Origin of the sequence: Proteiniborus sp., from assembly GCF_040308045.1 — a bacterium.
In the GTDB taxonomy this organism is placed as follows: domain Bacteria; phylum Bacillota; class Clostridia; order Tissierellales; family Proteiniboraceae; genus Proteiniborus.
Genome location: NZ_JAWRHZ010000052.1, coordinates 1 through 19,140 on the forward strand (window position 1 = coordinate 1; position 19,140 = coordinate 19,140).

Sequence of the window (19,140 nt, forward strand, 5' to 3'; positions counted from 1 at the left end):
AATGGGGATTTGTCATCCATTTTTGTTTATAAAGATATTAAAATAATTATCCCTTGCAAGGGGTAAGGATTTTTAAGCAATACAAATATTCAAAAATCAAGGGTTGTTAGAAATCTCTATTAAGATTTTTGACAATACCAAAACTGCTTAGGGAGGATTTATATGGCTTTTTATGATTTGAGTATCATATCTATTGCTCTAGGGCTTGATGCTTTTAGTATTGCATTTTCAGTAGGTCTAAATAAAAAAACAACTAAGAAAAAAGCACTTATATTAATAATAGTTTTCGGCTTTTTTCAGTTTTTGTTTGTTACTATGGGAGGTTGCTTTGGCGGATTATTCAACATGTATATATTTCATTTGTCTTCTAAGCTTGGTGGTATAATAGTTTTTTTAGTTGGTGTGCTAATGTTTAAGGAAGGCCTTTCAAAGGAAGAAAAATTAACTAATTTAAATCTCATAATAATAATGCTTCTAGGTATATGTGTAAGCATTGATGCCTTAGTTATAGGATTTACCCTTTTTAGCAATTTTAATATTGAAACCCTTATACTAAAAAATTCTCCTGTAGTTGGACTAATATGCTCTTTGCTCACGGCAATCGGTTTAATAATTAGTAAAAAAGCCCGAAAAAGTTTTTTTATTAAGGAATATGCAAGTCTTTTGGGTGGAGTCATTCTACTACTGTTTGGACTTAAAATGATATTACAGTAGTTTCAAGCTTTTTATTAACTGTAAACTTTATCAATATCTTGGTATTGTAATCCACTAATAGTTAAATTTACTTGGTTTACTCAAACAATATTTACACATAATACTACTACAAGTATTAAATAACCAATGAAGGGAGGATAACAATGCCTAATAATAACACTAGTAATAGAATAGTAGTACCAGAAGCTCGTCAAGCTCTTAACCAAATGAAAACTGAAATAGCTAGCGAACTTGGTATGACTAACTATGAATCAATGGATAAAGGAAATCTTTCAGCTAGACAAAATGGTTATGTTGGTGGATATATGACAAAAAGGCTAGTAGAAATGGCTCAAAGAAGCATGGGTGGAACTACTAGATAGTATTGAATGAAAGGTCCATATAATATATATAAAAAAACAAAGGTAGCTTAAAGTTACCTTTGTTTTTTTGCTTTTTATATAAAATTTAATACAAGCTATTATTCTGCAACAGGTGGAGTAAATACTCTTTGTGCTAGCTCTTGATCTAATGCATATATTGCATGATTGTCTTCGCCCATTCTTTGTAGCTTTTTGATGATGTTTTTCATGCTTGCTTCTTCTTCTACTTGCTCATCTATAAACCATTTTAAGAAGCTTATAGTAGCATGTTCTCTTTCTTCAGTTGCGATATCCATCAAATTGTATATTCTTTTTGTAACTTCTTTTTCATGCTCTAATGCATTTTCAAATACATCAACATAAGATTTAAATTCGTTTTGTGGTTCGCTTATAGCTTGTATAGTAGCTCTTTCGTCCATTTCATTAATAAAGTTATAGAATTTCATAGCATGAAATCTCTCTTCCTCTGCTTGAACTATAAAGAAATGACCAAACCCACTTAAATCTTGGTCCTCGAAATATGCTGCCATTGCAAGATAGTAATGAGCTGATAAAAATTCAAAATTCATTTGATCATTTAATGCTTTTGCTAATTTTTCTGATAACATATGTTTCCCTCCTAAATATCTTGATAGTTTACTACGTTGCTTATGATATGTATATACCCTATTTGTTATTAATTAATCACATTTATAATTATATCATATTATTTGATTATTTCACAAAAATTAATCTGCTAATTAATCCATTAAAACAATATTAAGCTTTTTATATGCCTCATATCCTATTCTATCAGATACGGGCATCTTATTATCAGCATAAAACTTCATAATAGCAGCTCTAAGTCCATTGCCAAATATTCCATCTATGGAACCAGTATAATATCCTAGTTGCTTTAGCCTTTTCTGAACCTCTTGTACATCTGCACCCCTATCTCCATGCATTAAAATTCTAAAACCATGATTAAAAGAGCCATAAGGACCTCCTACAATAGCAACACTAGTGCCATACTTTACGAGACTATAAAGCTCTTCAACATCTCTATTGTTCATTCTAATACATCCTTGAGATGCATTAAAGCCAATAGATTGGGGTTTGTTTGTTCCGTGTATACCGTATTTACCCCAGGGTACATTTAACCCCATCCATCTAGTGCCAAAGCCTTCACCCCAAAGACCTTTCTGTACTATCTTAAAGCTTCCAATAGGTGTAGGAGTTTCTCTCTTTCCAGTAGCTACTACATACTTCCTTACAATTTCATTATTGTCAGTATCAATTAAATACAATAGCTTTGAATCAATTTCAATGAGTATGGATAGATTTCTATTCCTTAAATCGTCTATCTCATTATATGTTTCAACAAGCTTATCACCCTTATTCTTGTTTCTATAAGTACCTGTATTTGTTATTATAAAGTCTCCTATGAGAAGAACTGCAAGTATACATAAAAAACCTATAGTTATCAACATAGCACGCCTAGACATAAACAAACCCCTCCCCATTATAATTTATTATATGGGGAATATGTGTGAAATAAAACTTGTACTAGGGGAGAAATTGTGAAGTGAATATCTTATTTCTGACTATTCAAAACTAACCCGATATCCTTAAGCATTTTATTAAATTCTGGTACATAAAAATAAATCCAGAGTATCCATCGTCAACATATGTTCCTACACTATTCCATCCTCTTTCAGATACATATCTTATTAAAATATTCTTTTGATTACTAATTGAATTTGATTCAGCCTTATCATCATCCTTATTACTTATTCTGCAGTAAATTGCTACATTGTATGTCTCTGTTATTACTTCTCTTTGGTAATTATCTAAAAACTGGTTCACTAAGCTACCTCCTCTAATACTACATGTTTTTTAGATAACTACTTGCTTATATAAGAAGGACAAGTATCATACTATTGTATATTAGGTATGCTACTTATCCTATGTATAATCTTATTTAATTCATAAGTGTAATTCAATGTCAAATAGTAGCTAAACTAGTAACTATAGTTATGTATGAAAAGTTCCCTGTGTATCTGCAATTTTGTTTTTTTCGATTCCTTTGCAGAATAGAATCATTTCAATATATCATTGAAATCACCTTATGCATATATTATTATTTAGAAATAAAAGTGCAGTTACTTCTAGATTTTGTTTAATCTAGAGTAATCTGCACTTACAGAATCTTTGAACTAACTGATTAATTGATTAATATTATCTTCCCACTTTTGATTATGAATAATCCTTGCCTCATGAAGCTTTCCACACAGTACTTCGGCTTTAGTCAACCTTGACGCATCTATCCAGTTTCCTTTAAAAACATATGTGGCATTGTCAGTCTTATTGGATTCAAATACAAAAATATCTCTATAAGTAAATCCATAAATAACATATCCCCAAAATCCTTGATCTCCGATTGCCATGAAATCTGGTGTATTTTGTGTAATAACTTCATGTCTTTTCCTAATAACAGTTCTATGTTTGTCTGGTATAGTATTTATTATGACATCAAGATGCTGTTTAGCTTTTTCCCATGGATATTCTCCTTTAGGAAGTACCGTCCAAGGTAGCCTTTTTGTTTTTATTTTCTTAGGAATGTATTTTTCAGTTAAAATTTCACAATATCCAAACATCTCAAGGAACATATTAATAATGTGCTTTATTAGACCTTTATTTTCTTGAGAATAAACTAGTAAAGGGGAAATTAAAGAACCCTTAGTATATGTTAATTCAACTTCTGGTGGTAGAATTAACCTTCGTTGATAACACTCTCTAGTATAATAACGTATACCATAATGATGATTACCATGCCAATCTATTACATGATATTCACTTTCGAAGGAACGTTCTTCCTTTGGAAGTGATTTATCTGCAACCCATCGTCCATTAGCATTGAATTCTGTAATTCGTCTAAGAGGTCGCGGTAAAAAAGTATGCGTTTCTGAAAAATCTTCTAGAAATCCATATTTCTGAACTTGTTCAGAGTATTCCTGCACATCTTGAAGTCCTATATAAAATTGCTCTCCTTCTTGAAATTCCAAAAGATACTTATCAATGTTTATAATCCTATTACCAGTGATTATCATATATCAGTCCTCCTACAAATAGTGAATTATGATGTATAATAAACCCATAGAAAAAGATAAATGCAATATAATTAACCTCCATTCCTGCATTGGTCTATTACTAAAAGCCTTGACACTCTTCACTATTTTAGGTAAACTGGTTATTAAGACGTTTTTTTATCTTCAATAGATGAAGTAGTTTTTAGAAAAGCTTTAATAGATGCCCGTCTATTAGGCTTTTTCTTTTTCTTTGGGGAATTTTTAATTATCTTCTATATTAAATGATAACTTTTCTACAAGTTCACTGATTGAGCCTCCATTTTCTTTTTCCTTCACTTTAATTATAGCATCAAGGCGATTATTCATTTTTTCGTTAATCTGTTTTACTATTTTTAGGTCTTCTACTTTTCCCTCATCAGATAAAGCCAATAACATTTTCATTCCAAACATATACTTTGAAGTTGCTTCGTCAAAAGTTGTACTAGAGAAAAGCTGGTTAAAATGTTCTTCTTTTTTAGTATGATTTTTAGCATCAATTTCCTTTGCTTTTTTGCTACTATTAATAATCATTTGAGTTCGCTGTTCGTCAATTTCTATGTCATAAAAACATTCTGGCCCTACACCAAAAAATAACGACATCTTTTCCAAAACTGATGGTGAAACTTTGTTTTCTAAATCCTTTTCCCATTTTGCTATTGTTACTCTACTTACACCTAAAACTGTGGCAATATCACTTTGAGTTGCACCATAAATTTCACGTATTAATTTAATATTGTTAATCACAGGAAATCCCTCCTGATTATAGTATAATGTTTATTATATGTTACGTCAAGGATTCTTGCATATATTTACATCCTTAATGTTAACCTATGTTAAGCTAAATAAACCTCCGCAAACAAAGTTTGCTATTTAAGTACATTAAGGATATCGTAGATATATTAATAATATAAACATGACATTTTCTCTCATCTTATTTTTTTGCAGAATAACAATCACTTGTAATTGATTAAACATATCAAATCTTTTTACTAAAATATCTAATATCCTCATAATAGCCATTACAGATATTTTAAACTACCATTGTTATTTGAAATATGCTTTATAATTGGTTTCTTTAGATGTTAATTATGTTATGCGCTAGTCCTACTGTAGTTATTTCTACAATTATAAATTGTTGTTTTTCATATCAATAATGTATATCTTCTTGCCTTTAGTCAGTACTTTTTTGTTAAGCAATCTGGTAATATGTCAAGAGAGAATTGTTAGAGAAAACAAAAGAAATGTTTAAAAAAGGGTAACTTTAATAAACCCTATGACTTTGAGATAAAAAATAGGCTTAAGACTAGAAAATATTCTATTATATCTCTCCAACTTTATCGCTGGAGTAGAGTTGATTTCTGGTCAGCAATCCAAAAATCAGACGTACTAATTTACGAGATGTAAGTGCGAGTGCTCTTTTGTGCTGGTGAGTAGTTACTTCACCATACTTCTTTAAGTAAAATTCATTGTATTCAGGAACACGATTCCTAACACTATTAGCAGCTTCAGTTAAGTAGTATCTAAGGTACTTGTTACCAGTCTTGGTCATTTTAGTATCATCAGATAAGTAATTACCAGACTGGTTAACTCTCCAAGTAAGTCCTGCATAGTTAGCTAGAGCGTTATGCGAATCAAAAGAGATAACAGTGCCAATCTCAGCAAGAATACCACTAGCAAATACAGGTCCAATACCCGGGATAGAGTTAAGAGACTGATATTCAGTAGTATTAATACCTTTGATGTTTTTTTCAATGGCTTTGTCAATTGTCTTAATTTCATCTTCTAAGGCTTTAATAACATTAAAAGATGAAGCAATAGATACATTTAAGGGCTCATATAGAACCTTATCTAATCGATAAGAATCTTTAGCGGCTTTTTGAAGTGTTTTAGCAGTTTCATAAGGGTCACTAAAGCGATTTCTACCCTTTTCCTTTACAAAAACCACTAAATCTTCAATAGAAGAATAAGCAATATCATCTAAGGAAAGAAACTCAGTTAAAACAGCAGCTGAAGTAGCCCCATAAGTATTAGAGAAATGTCTTTCTTCTTTATCCAATACAGATAACTCACTGAACTTCAAATAGATATTAGATATCATATAAGACTTCTCACGAGAGACACATTCAACTAAATGAAGTCTATATAGGGTAAGTCTTTGCAAAGCAAGAAACTGAGCACCACGCCAAGGTTCAGATGTGATCCTACCACATCTAGCAAAATCAGCAATAATATAAGCATCTAGGGGATCAGTTTTATCTATATCAACAAAAGACTTTCTGTAATTAGCAACAGTCTTAGGATTAAGACAATATACAAGAGGTCTATATGCTAAGAGTATTTCATTGGAGGATAAGAAATTAGCAATGTGAGTGCTGTAAAAAGAAGTGGATTTCAAGGCAATAACCTTGTGTTTTTGCAAGGAGAAGAAGAATTATTCTTTACTAATTATTCATAATTTTTTTAGCATTAAGATATCTCAATTAAAAATTGTAAACAAAAATAAAATAATAATATGCTTAGACACCATAGAAAACTGGGTCTAAACATATTATACGAGGTGATGCCTTATTAATAAAGTAACATATTCATTTTCTAACAGACCTGATGTAAAGAGCTTAGATGAACTTCTGAAAATATTAATAAAGATGCAAATAAAGCTTATTTCTTAACTTTCTTAATATCTATTTCTTCTTCAGTTGCATTTTTACTATTATTTTTGTGAGTTATTCTTTTAATATCGGTTTCATCATCAGTAACAGTATTTTCTACAGCTTTTTTACCTATCTTTTTGATATCAACTTCTTCATCATCTGGTATATTTTTATCCGTGGTTTTCTTACTTACTTTTTTTATGTCAACTTCTTCTATTGGAGTTGGCTTTTTAATATCTATCTCTTCCTTCTCACTATCTATGTCGATTACCCTTAGTCTAGTAAATGGTGAAATAGTCCCTTCTTTAATATTATACTTCAATATTTGATCTTCGATAATATCATATCTTTCTTTAACTCCTAATTTTAGTGTACTCATTCAATACTCCCCTTTATTTATTAATTTCAAAGAACCTATTCTCAATAGGTATATCTAGCTTTTTCCCCCACATTGATTCATAAATATGTAATTCTAGTCTATCGCTATTTTCATCTATTGTAAAATACAATTTGAAATTTGCATTTGTCAGTTCTTCATCAAGGGGAACATATGCTTTTCCTATTTCTTCATTATTCTCACAGATACTAACTTTAAATGTATTTTTCCCTCTTGCATTTGTAGTTAACTCAAATTCTTTATAACATTCTTCTTCATTTAATTCTTTTATTTTTCTGCCTTTGTTAAGAACTATTTCTATAATATCCTTCTGTCCATATTCATCTTTCATTTTGACTCCATAATCATGTTCTAAAATATCATTGTATTTATGCGCATTTGGATCATAACCCCTTAAGGCTAATCCTCTTGCAATACTTGTCATTGCATCGCCATTCACTTTTATTTTATCTCTACCGAAAATTTCGTATAAAATTTCTTGTACTGCTGGGGTTAATGAACTCCCCCCTGAGAGCACAACTATGTCTATATCATTAGAATTTAATCCTGATTCACGTAAGCAATCTAACACTAATTCCCTTATTTCCCTGAGGTATGAGCTTATAGCTAATTCATACTCTTTTTTTGTTATCTCAATATTCATTTTTAGATTCCCTTTTTCAAAGGCTATTGTAGCAATCTCATACCTTGATAATTCCTCTTTTGCTTCTCTTATTTGATTCATTAATTCAATACCTTCTTGTACTGATAGCAGGTCTTCTATCCTATTTATTCCTAAGTCTCTTTTAAGGTTTCTCATCCCATATTTTTCTACAACAATATTTTCGAGTATAGCCTTATCAAAATCATCTCCACCAAGATTTAGTCTGCCTTTTTTAGAAATAACATCATGAGGAGATATCTCATTTGCGTTTCTAATATTCTTCATATCCATTATAACTAAGTCTAGGGTTCCTCCCCCAAAGTCAAAAACAAGCAATCTCTTATCATCTTTTAATAATAAATTATAATTTAATACTGAAGCTATAGGTTCAGATACAAAAATTGTATTAGCTTTGGCAACATTATAATCCTTATATATTCCTGCTTTCAACATAGCCCTTAAATACAATTCCTTGTCTTTATCTTTAAAACCTATGGGTACACCTACAGCCACTCCTCCTACTTGGGTCTTATATGGAATTTGTGGTTCGATTTTTTTCATAATTGCAGATAGAAAATCAGATACTATATCTAAATCAGATTTGTTTTTAATGCCTGCATTTTTAAGTGTATCGCTTACTATTTGCCTTTTTAAAGAATTAACAAATCCATCTGGATATTCGTATGAGTGTATTAGTGCATCTTCACCTATCCAATAATTAGTTTCGTCCTTGTAGGTAATATTTGTTCTAATAGTATCATTTCTGTCTAGATCAAAACATTCAGGACTAAATACAGACCAAATATTATTATATTTCATATAAGCAACAGAAGTATTTGTAGTCCCAAAATCTATACCTATAGTAATATTCTTCATTTATATCCCCCTTGTTTTTATATATTTAATAAAGTACTTAACATAATGTTTTCATTATTGATTCTAACTCCTAAAGAATCTACTCTCCCCTCATCAATAGCTACTGGCTGGTTGTTCTCATGCTTTTTGTTGTCAAAGCAAACTATTACACCATAATTATCGATATCCTCAACAGAATCGATTCCGACCTCTTTTAGTGTTCTCCTTAATTTCTTAATATTTTCTATTAATATATCATTTGTAACGTCAGTGCTTCTATTAACTACTGTCTTTTCTATATTACTTAAGGATTTACTAATGCTTGTCCCTATTATTTTTAAAGTGCTTTTCTTTACTGAATCGTTTTCTTGCTTGCTTTGCAGAATGATTCTATTATATTTATTCAATAAGATTAATAAGATTTCTATTACTTCCACAAATATTTCGTTGGGAAGGGTTTTAGTATCAATTATATCTAAAAACCATTCTATTCTATCTTTAGTATTAGTTAGATTGGAAAAAAAGGACTCCATTTTTTCTCTACTACTATTAGAGCTTCTAGCGTTCAGCTCTTTATTGATATTATCCCAATAATACTCCCATATAGTATTCTCAGAAGTATTTATCATTAGCTTTTTAATAATATAATCAACTATTCTCTTATCTAACTCCTCATGAAATGTTTCATCCTTTACGAACTTATCGACTAGACTAAAAAGCTCTAACTTATTTACCAGTTTATCTAATAAGTCTGGTGCCCCTTCAACTTCAACACTAATATCTAGTAGGCTTATACTGATTAACGAATATGCTTTTATTTTAGCTATTGCTACAAGACCGGGATTGTTTATTCCATAACAACTTGATATCTTAATAATGTCTTCCAAGTCTTGTAAGCAATTGGCTTCAACTAATAATATTTCTTTAATTACGCTTACAATCTTTCCATTATCTCCTGATTTATGCCACATATCCATTAAATATTCTTTTTGTTCTGGTAATTTTACATTTCTGTATAAAGTAATAGGTTCTATTCTAATCATGTCTAAAAAGTCTATAACTTCTTTTGTTAATTCAATTTCCTTCCGAGCTAACATATCAAAAATCTCTTCTTTATACTTAGTTTCGCTAATTACATCTAGTGAAAGATCCTCCCATATATCTACTAGCATATAAAAATCATTTCTTAGCAGGCCTTCTACTATTATTAAGGAACAATTACGCCTAATATCCAGACTTTCTATTTTCTTAAGTATTTCAATAATATAGCGATTGTCTTTATTCACTAAAGCCTGTTCAATTTCTTTAGCATAATGATCCTCAAGCAAACTTGGGTCTATCACCCTAATTGTTGCTTTAATAATTTCTTGATTTTCCTCCTCGTATTTCTTTATTTCCCCTAAAATAGTTTTGTCATTGCAATCATATTTAAAAATAACCATAAGTTTAGTATAATTTTTATTATCATCTAAATTATTTTTGATGATTTTTTCAAAGTAATCCATCATTGTAGAATACAAAGTGTTATTTAAATCTCTCATCCTACTCAAAAATAAGTAGTTTTCCTTAAGTGATTTCTTTCTAAATAATAGAACTAGGACCTTAGGGTTCATGTCTTTGTCTAATTCTATTTCTTCATCAAATTTATCTGCCTTGGCTATGAATTCATTCTCTTTTGTTTTATCTATCTTATTATAAATGTACTTTATGACATTTTTATTCTTAAGCAGTGCTAAATCCTCTTCGAAAATTATGTCTATTATTTCATGAAATCCATTCATAGTATTTAGTTCAGCTAATATTTTGAAAAAGTCATCCCTATGCGCTTTGGAGCCTTTCATATGACTCTTTATGATATTAGCAATTTCATCTGAATAATCCTGTTTAAAATCCTTATCTCCCACTATATAAGTCAAAATCATAACCCCAATTTTTTTTCTTAATTCATTCCCCTGTAATAGGTTGTCTACTAAATAAATAAGCCATTCATAGGAATATGTGCTTAAATCCTTGTTCTCAATTTCATATTTAAGGCTATTTTCGTCTTTAATATCAAAGGCCCATTTTATTAGTAATAGTTCCTCCTTATCAACTTCAAATGTATATTGACTAAGTCGATCAATATTTTTTGCTAAAGTCATTAATGTGCTAAAATCCCTTAACTCTATATTCCTATTAATTGTATCGAGTAAATCATATTTCTCCTTATAATTATTTAGAACTAGTTCTAAAATAGAATTATTATAATAGGGCTGTAAGGTATTGATTTCATATAACATTTTCTCTGTGTCTAATGAACCAGGAGATATGATATTGACATCACTTAATAGCCCATACAGATATCCCCTTTCTTGATCTTGGTGTAAACATACTTCATAAAGTTGCTTTTTTAATTCCTGTGTTTCTGCTTCCCTGATAATCCTTAGTGAGTACTCACTATCATTTAAATAGAGAACCTCTAATATTCTTAATTTTAGCTTTGAGTCATTAATGCTTTTCATTAAGTCATAAAGAAAAGCTGCTATATTTTCTTTAAATTCCGATGTCTTAAATTCATCAAGTGAATTCACAACTTCTTCAAGAGCTTTTGGCTCATCTTTTAGATTTTTAATTAAGCTCTGTTGTCTATCATCTTCTGGAGTTAGATGTTTGAAACTGTTAAGTATAACTTTTTTCCTATACTCAATCTTTCCAAACTTTGTTTTTTGTGAAGTATTTTCAATTGAGTCAGGATTCATTAGGAACTCTAAAATGTTTTTTAATTCCCTTGTTCCTTTTTCGTCTAGAAAAATAAGATCCATTTAGATGCCCTCCCTTGTATATTTACAGTATATACAGTGATTAAAATCACTATATGTCTTCTCTCCACATTTGTTGCATATAGCTCTTACTATTTCTTCTTCCTTGATAACATTTTCTCTAATGTATTTTACCAATGGAATATGTAATGTTTTTATGTCTATACCTAAATATTTACTGGCAAGATCTTCTAAGTCTAGTAATAAAGAATTTAGAACTATGGCTTCATGATCTGTGCTGTTTTTTATTCCCTTCATATTATCTATAATGTATATGGCATAGTTGTTAATAAGATTAGATGTATAATCTTTTAAGTTTATTTTACTTCTGTCCGCCTGCACATTTCTAAGGGTTTTAAATTTCGAATCATACCTATAATTAATATAATTCTCCTTATCCATAAGAAGATATTTCTTTTGGTTACGAAGATGCTGCTGAAGAAGAGGTGTATGTATTACGTTAGTCATATCGTTAATTAGTTCTAACCATTTGTCTATCTTTAATAGCTCTCTTAAAATTAATTGATACTCCTCTTCTTTTGATATTAGTTCAAGACTTCCCTTTGTTTTCTTCTTAAAATCCTTAAAAGGAATAGAATCAATTCCCTTATCATACCTCCTACTATTAGCTATCTCTATGTTATCCTCCGCATATTTTGCCCATCCCATAGCGCATCCCCCTCTTTCTACATATCAATTCAATTATAATATAACTACTCTAAATTTTTTGACACATTTTGTCGAAATTATAGTGTGTTAATAGTATCGATGTAACTTTGTGCTTAATTTCAAGGTGACATTATAGTTTTAAAGAAATTTTCTTATTATAAAATATGAGATATATATAAAATAAAACTTGTGCAAAAGTGAAAATTAATAAAGTTATACTTTAGGCTTCCCCCCTTTAAGACTCGTCACCATTCATCAGTTAAATCAAAATCATTTCTTTTTATAGCTGTATTTCTAAGCCATATTAAACCCTTCCAACCATTGTCATAGGCTTTAGTACGAAAAATACGCATGGATAATCTCTCCTATATTTATAATTTTGATAATTTCCTGCTTCGCTCTTAGTAAAATACTATTTAGTTATCAAACTTGTACTATTTATTTTTTTATAATATTAAAAAGGAATATCTTCATCATCATTAGGAGTATATTTGTTGTGAAGTGATCCAAGACTAGGGATATTAATATTCGGTATATGATTTTTAAAACGATCCAATATATTTTTAATTCTAAAATCATATTTCATAAGCACATCTAAATCTAAATCTGAAATTTCATATAATTCATTAGTAACACACTCTATTCCATATGGATGAAGTAGATTTATAACCATATATTTATTATTTGTAGCAAATGTTTTGGCGTCTATATTATTTTCTATATATATCCTGAAGTTCCCAAGCAATCTATCCAATTGGTAAATATGTGGATTATTCTTGAAGATTACTAATCCCTCATTTTCTTTTTTATCTTCGGTAGTCTTTCTGAAATCGAAGTAATCAGATTCATCATACTCATCGTATTCATCAAAAATATCAACGCTACTAGTTGCATCCCAATCATCAAATCCAACATTAATGATATCTTGTAAAATATCCTCATCAAAGTATTCTTCGTAATATTCTTCATAATACTCTTTATTAGCACTAAACATCCTACGGAAAACATCTCCATCTTGTACATCGATCATCAAATCAGAAGTACTTAATTGGCTCTTTTCTTTTTTTGATTGTTGAATCTATTTTCTATAGATAAAATTAAATTGAAGCTTCTTTCTTTTCTTTTATCTGGTATGTATTCCATAAGTGCTATCCCATTATATTCAAAGCCTTCTTTCTTCTTTAACTCATTATCTAATATATCTCAATATGAATAATCTTCTTTATGTTTAATCCTGAGTTGTCCATTACTGATAGTTGAACCTGAAAATTTAGCTAGGCTGATAATTCTCCGCTTTTCCTTTCTTTGATTAAATAAGTCTTCAAATGTAGCAAACTGCTTACCTGCAATTATATCCACTTTTTCTAAAAATAGCTTAAGTCTGTCTTGCCAATAGCTTTTGCATCTTTGGGGTCAAATTTAACAACTGAGCTATTTCGTAAAACTTCATATTTGTGACTGTCAACTTCAATTACATTGTATAAATAAAAATTAAAACCTGAATTGTTTGTTGATGCAAATTCATACCCCCTAATAATTTTTTACTAATGTTCTTTTTTAATAATTAAAGAAGTAATTCCAGGATTTAACCATAAATATTTTCTACTTACATATTCTGATTCAAAATCATTTTAAACAAAATTTTGAAGTGCATTTCCCCCACGGTATCCATGAATAACAACTATCTCCTCTACGGTATTTAGTTTTAGTACTATATATTGATTGTCAAGTAATTTTGACCACTTTTTACGAATAAATTTGACCATCGGATGTAATAATCGTTTATATATAATTTTTATGTTTTCCAAGTGATCAATTTTGAGCTTTCACACTTAAAACTGACCACTTAAATCATTTATTTACGTTCAAAATTGACCATTTTGTAACTAGTTTATAGTTATCAGATATCCATCCATTGACAATGCTGTTTTATCAATTATAACCGTATTTGAATATCGGTTGAGCTTAATATATTTACTTAATTCCATTAGTTTCTCTTGCATGAGATCTTTGTATAGTAATTCGAGAGTAATATCTCCAATTTCATTAACAGAAACGGCTTTACGGGTTGATATTTCATTTGAAGCCTTTTTATTACATATTTCATCTATCCCCATAAAGATTTCTCTTTCTGAAGTTTTGGGAATGATAATTTTCTTTTTTTCTGCATCGTAGCTAAACCCTGGGAACTTCTTAATTCTCATTAATACGCCCTTAGGAGCTTTTATCCTATAATTCTCCCCTATATATTCTAGGGTAGCCTTGTCCCCAGATTCATTATATATATTTGCTATTTTTTCATAATCTTCTTTAGGTACATTTGCCATCTATTTTCCCTCCTTAGCATTTTGTTTTCTTGGTTTTCCTTCTTGTTTTATTTCAGATAGATATTTCTCACCTTTGACACGAAAACTATCTCCTGTTATACTAAGGATATGACAATGATGAACTAATCTATCTAATATTGCGGTCGCTGCTAATTGACCCGTAAATATTTCATCCCATCTGCTTAGGGGAAGATTAGTCGTTACGATTAGAGAGCTTTTTTCGTATCTTTGGCGGATAACCTGAAAAAATATGCTCTCTTTTTCTTTGTCCATTTTTACGTAGGAAAGTTCATCTATGATAAGAAGCTGAACCTTATTTAAAGTCTTTAACATCTGTTTTAAAGTATCTTTCTTAGCGGCTTCTGATAGTTTGTCCATTAGTTCCTTTGCATTGATAAACATAACATTTTTTCCAGCATTACAGGCATTTATCCCAATTCCAGTAGCAATCATACTTTTACCAACTCCAGGTGGACCAATGATAATGATATTTTCATTACAATCCATAAATGATAGTGTACCTAGTTCCTTAACCTTTTGATAGTTAATGCTTTCATTAAAATCGTATTCTATATCGTCAAGAGTTTTGATAAAATCAAATCCTGCCTTAAGTGTTAGTCTTTCTGTTAGCCTTTTTTTCTTTCCTTCTTCTTCAACTTGAATTAGTCTAATTAAGAAATCCTTGTACCCTAGTTTTTCTTTTATGGCATCTTCTATGATGCTTTGATAATTTTCACGTATATCAACCAGCTTAAAGAGTTTTAGTTGTTCACGAATGTATTTATCATCATATTTCATAGCCCTTGTCATCATAATGCTGTTACCTCACTACTTTCCTCATAGTAGTCTAAGCTTCTTATGATGCCATCAGTATCAGTACTTTTGATAACCTTCTTGGTTTTAACTTCATCTGCTATGATTTTAAAGAAATCATTCCTTATCAGTTGCTTTATTGACTTAATATCAAGTTTGTTATTAGCAATTGCATATGCAATTACCTTATCCAGTATTTCAGGCTCATAAAGGTCTAGCAGTTCTAATATCTTTCTAGCATGGTAACTAGGTTGTTGAAAGAGTCCTGTTGCAGCCTTTAAGTATGCTTCCCCATTTTTAAATGTACTCGTAAAATCTCTTTTTATCTGTGGGATAGATTTACTTGCTTTAACTTTAATATCCTCATAATGTTTAGGATTTTTAAATATGCCATGTTTACCATCCTGAAGTTCAAGAGACATTATGTAATCATGTTGCTCTGTATATATTTCTATACGAAATCCATAAACAATACGATACTTAAGCTGTTTAGTAGCATATTTTATTGGTACGCTGTACTTATTGGTATTTATGTGTATATATCCATCGTTACTTATTATTCTTTTTTCAAGGGCCTTCATTCTAAATCTAGTGTTTGGTAGTGGCAACAGCGCCTGGATTTCCTCATTTTCAAAGAATTCGTTGGGAACTCGCCTTGTAGTTGTATGCATTTCCCCATTCCAATCCCTGATAAATTCCTTTCCTCTTCTATTTAGCTCTTCCATAGAAGAAAATGTGTTTCCCTTGATAAATTGCTCTTCTATGTACTGAAAGGGTTTTTCTATTTTACCTTTTGTACGAGGCCAATAGCAGTTACAGGCATTAAGCTCTGTACCAAGATGTGCAACAAGAAGAAGTGCCTGTTCATTGTATTTTATTTCATCCTCGCTTTTAGGATTGTTTTCTATGACAAGGGCTTTGGGATTATCAATTAAAAGCTCTAGTGTAACACCACCTAAATCATCATAGAGTTCCTGTATCGACTCATAAATTGCGTCAGCATCACATGATAGTGAGAAACATATTGCCTTCTTTCTACTTGCTGCTAGTATCATACTAAAGCAATAGACAGTTCTAGCGCTCTCGTTTACTACTACCTGATACTCAGACCAGTCATACTGAGCTTGATCTCCTGGAGGCGTTTCAATTCTAACAGTTGCATCCCGCGAAATCTCAGTTTTTTCTTCATCAATTTTCTTTAAAGCTCTGTAAATTGGATTAATTGAACCATCATAACCTCTTCTGACAAGCTCCCTAAAGATTCTTGTGCCATTGAAATCATATTCAGGGGAAGTACGCCATATTAATATCTGGTTCATATATGATTCAATTTTGGAAGGGTAATGATTCCTGGTATACTTCGGCTCCTCCTTTAGCTTTATTAATTTCTTAACGGTGTTTCGTGACATTTTTAATTGCTTTGCAATCCTAAGTATGGGAACCTTTCTTTTATGTAATTCCTGTACTGCTGCCCATTCTCTCAAATTTTTCAATTCCTCCTTGACCACCTTTCGTAAATACTACAAAAGTATGGTATATTATTTATATTAGGTGGTCAATTTTGAGCGTAAAAAATTATGAGAAAACAAACTAAATTTTAGACTAGATGCTTTAAATTTAATTCACTTGGTGGTCAGTTTTATCTGTTATTTAGTGGTCACTTTTAATTGTAAATCAATACTTGTTAATGTCAATCTTTGATTTAACATATTTGCAAATATAACTCTTAACACTTTGGCTAACTATTATTTTGAATTATCATTAGCTATTTTATCTTTAGTTCTGTAAGACCTCCCTGTTATTTTTTCAACTGTAGAGTGATGTAATAATCTATCTAGTATTGCGTTAGCAATTGCTGTATCACCAAAGACTTCATGCCATTTACTAAATTCCTTATTAGTAGTAATTATCGTACTAGATTTCTCATATCTTTTATTTATTAACTGAAAAAACATATTTGATTCTTCTTTTGTAATTGGTAAATATCCTATCTCATCTATTATTAGAAGTTTATATTTAGCATAGTGTTTAAGTCTTGTTTCCAGCCTATTTTCTAAATGAGCTTTCTTAAGATTTAATAATAAGTCATGACAGTTTATAAAGTATGTAGAATTTCTTTTTTTAGCTGCTGCTACTCCTATTGATACTGACAAATGTGTTTTACCAACGCCAGAATTACCTAGAAATAATATATTTTCCTTTTTCTCTATAAATCTAAGGGTGTGAAGGTCTCTGATTTTATCTTGTTTTATTGTCGGTTGGAATGTAAAATCAAAATCATCTAAGGTTTTGATAAAAGGAAAATTTGCTACCCTTACACACGCATGTGTGGCTCTTTCTTCCTTAAGTTGTATTTCTAGCTTTATAAGCTCATTTAATGCGTCTACGACGGTTTTTTCTCCATTTGTAATTAAGTCTATATATATATCTAAGTTTTCTTTTATTTGAAAGAGTTTTAAGTCATCCAAATTATTTAATAAAGTTGTATATGCACTCATTTTATCTATCCTTTCAGGTTATCTAATATCTCTAAATTTCTCATTGCAAATGCTTCAATATCTTCATCATCTCTAAAGGATAACTTTTCATTCATTATGTTTTTATAATCATCTTCGTGATAATTTATCTTTTTTTCTGTTAATGGGTGTATTCTAATTAAGTCTATGTTATTATAAATATATAGTTTATTATCTAATTCTCTTATTTTTAGAGTTTTATTTACAAACTTATGTGGGACAGAATATCTTTTTCCTTTATAATAAATCATTGAATCATTATGAACCGTGGAGGGTTTCATATAATTTAAATAAGATTCAATTATTTCTTTATTTGGTACAGGAGAAAGGTATTCTTTTTCTTTTTTTAATAACATTATAGGTCTTACTCCTGTAGTTTGGTTTATTTCATTGTTTACATCATCGCTTAATTTATTTATTATTTGAATTAATTCTTCTTCAGTTTCAAACTCGCCATTATATGGAATTAACCTACTTATAAATCTGTTGGCAGATTCTACTTTCCCTTTAGTTTGAGGAGATCTAACATTACATTTTTCTGGCGTAAAGTTAAAGTCTTTTGAAAACTGTCTAAACTCTTCAGTAAACTTTTTGGTTTTTACATTTACTATACTGCTCATGTTATCTGTAAGTAATCTCTGTGCAGCACCTCCATAGTATTTAAATGACTCAATTAGGCATCTAAATACATCTTCTTTTGTCTTTGATTTACTATAGGTAAATTTATGCATTCTTGAATGTCCTAGAGTTGTTGTAAAAATGTTAAATTCAAATATCTCTCCATTTTTAGAAACCATAGTGATATCTTCTTTGAAGTCAAATTGAAGTTGTTCTCCTGGTTTAGTTTCATATCTTGGATGAACTGTAGATTTATTTTTAGTTATTAGTTTGTGCTTTCTTACATAGTAGTCAAAGTTTGAACGAGATCCTATAGCATTATCTCTTGAGTAGAAGTATTTATATACGCCTGTTATTGTTGCACCTGCTAAATTAATCTTTTCTTTTATTTCTTCTTTATATTTATCCAGTTTTGACTTTTTATCTCTAGTTTGTTTCTTTTCAAATCCATTATTATATTTTGATATGGTTTGTCTTGAAACACCATATTTTCTAGCTAATTCACTGTAGTTCGGTTTCATTTTAAAACACCTCAAAATGCTTAATTCTGCTTTTATTATTTCTATCATGTCAATTACCTCCTTAAGTCGGAAGTAATTATATCACTTTCTTTGCAATTCTGTTAAGTATTATATTTGCAATCTTGTTAATTCTTATTTTAGCATTAATA

The 19,140-nt window shown here is 30.0% G+C and carries 18 protein-coding genes; 2 read left to right on the forward strand and 16 right to left on the reverse strand.

Going from position 1 to position 19,140, the window contains the following annotated elements; translation table 11 throughout:
* Window positions 1-162 precede the first annotated feature (162 nt).
* Entirely contained in the window at window positions 163-714 is a 552-nt protein-coding gene (locus ABV008_RS10515) for a manganese efflux pump MntP (protein WP_352419779.1), read from the forward strand.
* A gap of 143 nt (window positions 715-857) precedes the next feature.
* Window positions 858-1,076 (forward strand): alpha/beta-type small acid-soluble spore protein, encoded by a 219-nt coding sequence (locus tag ABV008_RS10520; protein WP_352419780.1) that lies wholly within the window; start codon window positions 858-860, stop codon window positions 1,074-1,076.
* A 98-nt stretch (window positions 1,077-1,174) separates the two neighbouring features.
* Here the strand turns inward: ABV008_RS10520 and ABV008_RS10525 are convergent, their stop codons facing one another.
* The 16 genes from ABV008_RS10525 to istA (ABV008_RS10600) all read right to left on the reverse strand — a co-directional run bounded on the left by ABV008_RS10525 (window position 1,175) and on the right by istA (ABV008_RS10600) (window position 19,039).
* The gene (locus tag ABV008_RS10525; RefSeq protein ID WP_352419781.1) at window positions 1,175-1,684 is read right to left on the reverse strand and encodes a ferritin; all 510 of its coding nucleotides are present in this window, start codon (window positions 1,682-1,684) and stop codon (window positions 1,175-1,177) included.
* A 132-nt stretch (window positions 1,685-1,816) separates the two neighbouring features.
* On the reverse strand, window positions 1,817-2,560 hold the full coding sequence (locus ABV008_RS10530) for a L,D-transpeptidase family protein (RefSeq protein WP_352419782.1): 744 nt from the start codon (window positions 2,558-2,560) through the stop codon (window positions 1,817-1,819).
* Between the two features lie 109 nt (window positions 2,561-2,669).
* Complete coding sequence (locus tag ABV008_RS10535) at window positions 2,670-2,921, reverse strand: recombinase family protein (protein WP_352419783.1); 252 nt, start codon at window positions 2,919-2,921, stop codon at window positions 2,670-2,672.
* A 350-nt stretch (window positions 2,922-3,271) separates the two neighbouring features.
* On the reverse strand, window positions 3,272-4,165 hold the full coding sequence (locus tag ABV008_RS10540; RefSeq protein WP_352419784.1) for a hypothetical protein: 894 nt from the start codon (window positions 4,163-4,165) through the stop codon (window positions 3,272-3,274).
* A gap of 240 nt (window positions 4,166-4,405) precedes the next feature.
* On the reverse strand, window positions 4,406-4,927 hold the full coding sequence (locus tag ABV008_RS10545) for a helix-turn-helix transcriptional regulator (RefSeq protein WP_352419785.1): 522 nt from the start codon (window positions 4,925-4,927) through the stop codon (window positions 4,406-4,408).
* A gap of 574 nt (window positions 4,928-5,501) precedes the next feature.
* On the reverse strand, window positions 5,502-6,602 hold the full coding sequence (locus ABV008_RS10550; protein ID WP_352419786.1) for an IS110 family RNA-guided transposase: 1,101 nt from the start codon (window positions 6,600-6,602) through the stop codon (window positions 5,502-5,504).
* Window positions 6,603-6,841: 239 nt separating this feature from the next.
* On the reverse strand, window positions 6,842-7,213 hold the full coding sequence (locus tag ABV008_RS10555) for a hypothetical protein (protein WP_352419787.1): 372 nt from the start codon (window positions 7,211-7,213) through the stop codon (window positions 6,842-6,844).
* A 13-nt stretch (window positions 7,214-7,226) separates the two neighbouring features.
* Window positions 7,227-8,750, reverse strand: coding sequence for an Hsp70 family protein (locus tag ABV008_RS10560; RefSeq protein WP_352419788.1), 1,524 nt, complete (start codon window positions 8,748-8,750; stop codon window positions 7,227-7,229).
* A 17-nt stretch (window positions 8,751-8,767) separates the two neighbouring features.
* The gene (locus ABV008_RS10565; protein WP_352419789.1) at window positions 8,768-11,530 is read right to left on the reverse strand and encodes a hypothetical protein; all 2,763 of its coding nucleotides are present in this window, start codon (window positions 11,528-11,530) and stop codon (window positions 8,768-8,770) included.
* Complete coding sequence (locus ABV008_RS10570) at window positions 11,531-12,196, reverse strand: hypothetical protein (RefSeq protein WP_352419790.1); 666 nt, start codon at window positions 12,194-12,196, stop codon at window positions 11,531-11,533. It abuts the gene before it with no gap.
* A gap of 454 nt (window positions 12,197-12,650) precedes the next feature.
* Window positions 12,651-13,226, reverse strand: coding sequence for a hypothetical protein (locus ABV008_RS10575; protein ID WP_352419791.1), 576 nt, complete (start codon window positions 13,224-13,226; stop codon window positions 12,651-12,653).
* An 856-nt stretch (window positions 13,227-14,082) separates the two neighbouring features.
* A complete protein-coding gene (locus ABV008_RS10580) occupies window positions 14,083-14,523 on the reverse strand; it encodes a hypothetical protein (protein WP_352419792.1) in 441 nt (146 codons plus the stop codon).
* Window positions 14,524-15,336, reverse strand: a complete 813-nt coding sequence (gene istB, locus ABV008_RS10585; protein WP_352419793.1) for an IS21-like element helper ATPase IstB — start codon at window positions 15,334-15,336, stop codon at window positions 14,524-14,526.
* Window positions 15,333-16,829: an IS21 family transposase gene (gene istA, locus ABV008_RS10590; RefSeq protein ID WP_352419794.1), complete on the reverse strand. Its 1,497-nt coding sequence runs from the start codon at window positions 16,827-16,829 to the stop codon at window positions 15,333-15,335. The genes istB (ABV008_RS10585) and istA (ABV008_RS10590) overlap by 4 nt, the downstream gene beginning before the upstream one ends.
* Window positions 16,830-17,081: 252 nt before the next feature.
* On the reverse strand, window positions 17,082-17,834 hold the full coding sequence (gene istB / locus ABV008_RS10595) for an IS21-like element helper ATPase IstB (RefSeq protein WP_352419795.1): 753 nt from the start codon (window positions 17,832-17,834) through the stop codon (window positions 17,082-17,084).
* 5 nt (window positions 17,835-17,839) lie between these two features.
* Window positions 17,840-19,039: an IS21 family transposase gene (gene istA, locus ABV008_RS10600; protein WP_352419796.1), complete on the reverse strand. Its 1,200-nt coding sequence runs from the start codon at window positions 19,037-19,039 to the stop codon at window positions 17,840-17,842.
* Window positions 19,040-19,140: the final 101 nt, after the last annotated feature.

Coding starts and splice junctions, on each gene's coding strand:
- ABV008_RS10575 (WP_352419791.1), bottom strand. CDS start 13,226: ATGATCGATGTACAAGATGGAGATGTTTTCCGTAGGATGTTTAGTGCT.
- ABV008_RS10515 (WP_352419779.1), top strand. CDS start 163: ATGGCTTTTTATGATTTGAGTATCATATCTATTGCTCTAGGGCTTGAT.
- ABV008_RS10555 (WP_352419787.1), bottom strand. CDS start 7,213: ATGAGTACACTAAAATTAGGAGTTAAAGAAAGATATGATATTATCGAA.
- ABV008_RS10525 (WP_352419781.1), bottom strand. CDS start 1,684: ATGTTATCAGAAAAATTAGCAAAAGCATTAAATGATCAAATGAATTTT.
- ABV008_RS10580 (WP_352419792.1), bottom strand. CDS start 14,523: ATGGCAAATGTACCTAAAGAAGATTATGAAAAAATAGCAAATATATAT.
- istA (WP_352419796.1), bottom strand. CDS start 19,039: ATGATAGAAATAATAAAAGCAGAATTAAGCATTTTGAGGTGTTTTAAA.
- ABV008_RS10560 (WP_352419788.1), bottom strand. CDS start 8,750: ATGAAGAATATTACTATAGGTATAGATTTTGGGACTACAAATACTTCT.
- istB (WP_352419793.1), bottom strand. CDS start 15,336: ATGATGACAAGGGCTATGAAATATGATGATAAATACATTCGTGAACAA.
- ABV008_RS10540 (WP_352419784.1), bottom strand. CDS start 4,165: ATGATAATCACTGGTAATAGGATTATAAACATTGATAAGTATCTTTTG.
- ABV008_RS10570 (WP_352419790.1), bottom strand. CDS start 12,196: ATGGGATGGGCAAAATATGCGGAGGATAACATAGAGATAGCTAATAGT.
- istB (WP_352419795.1), bottom strand. CDS start 17,834: ATGAGTGCATATACAACTTTATTAAATAATTTGGATGACTTAAAACTC.
- ABV008_RS10530 (WP_352419782.1), bottom strand. CDS start 2,560: ATGTCTAGGCGTGCTATGTTGATAACTATAGGTTTTTTATGTATACTT.
- ABV008_RS10520 (WP_352419780.1), top strand. CDS start 858: ATGCCTAATAATAACACTAGTAATAGAATAGTAGTACCAGAAGCTCGT.
- ABV008_RS10565 (WP_352419789.1), bottom strand. CDS start 11,530: ATGGATCTTATTTTTCTAGACGAAAAAGGAACAAGGGAATTAAAAAAC.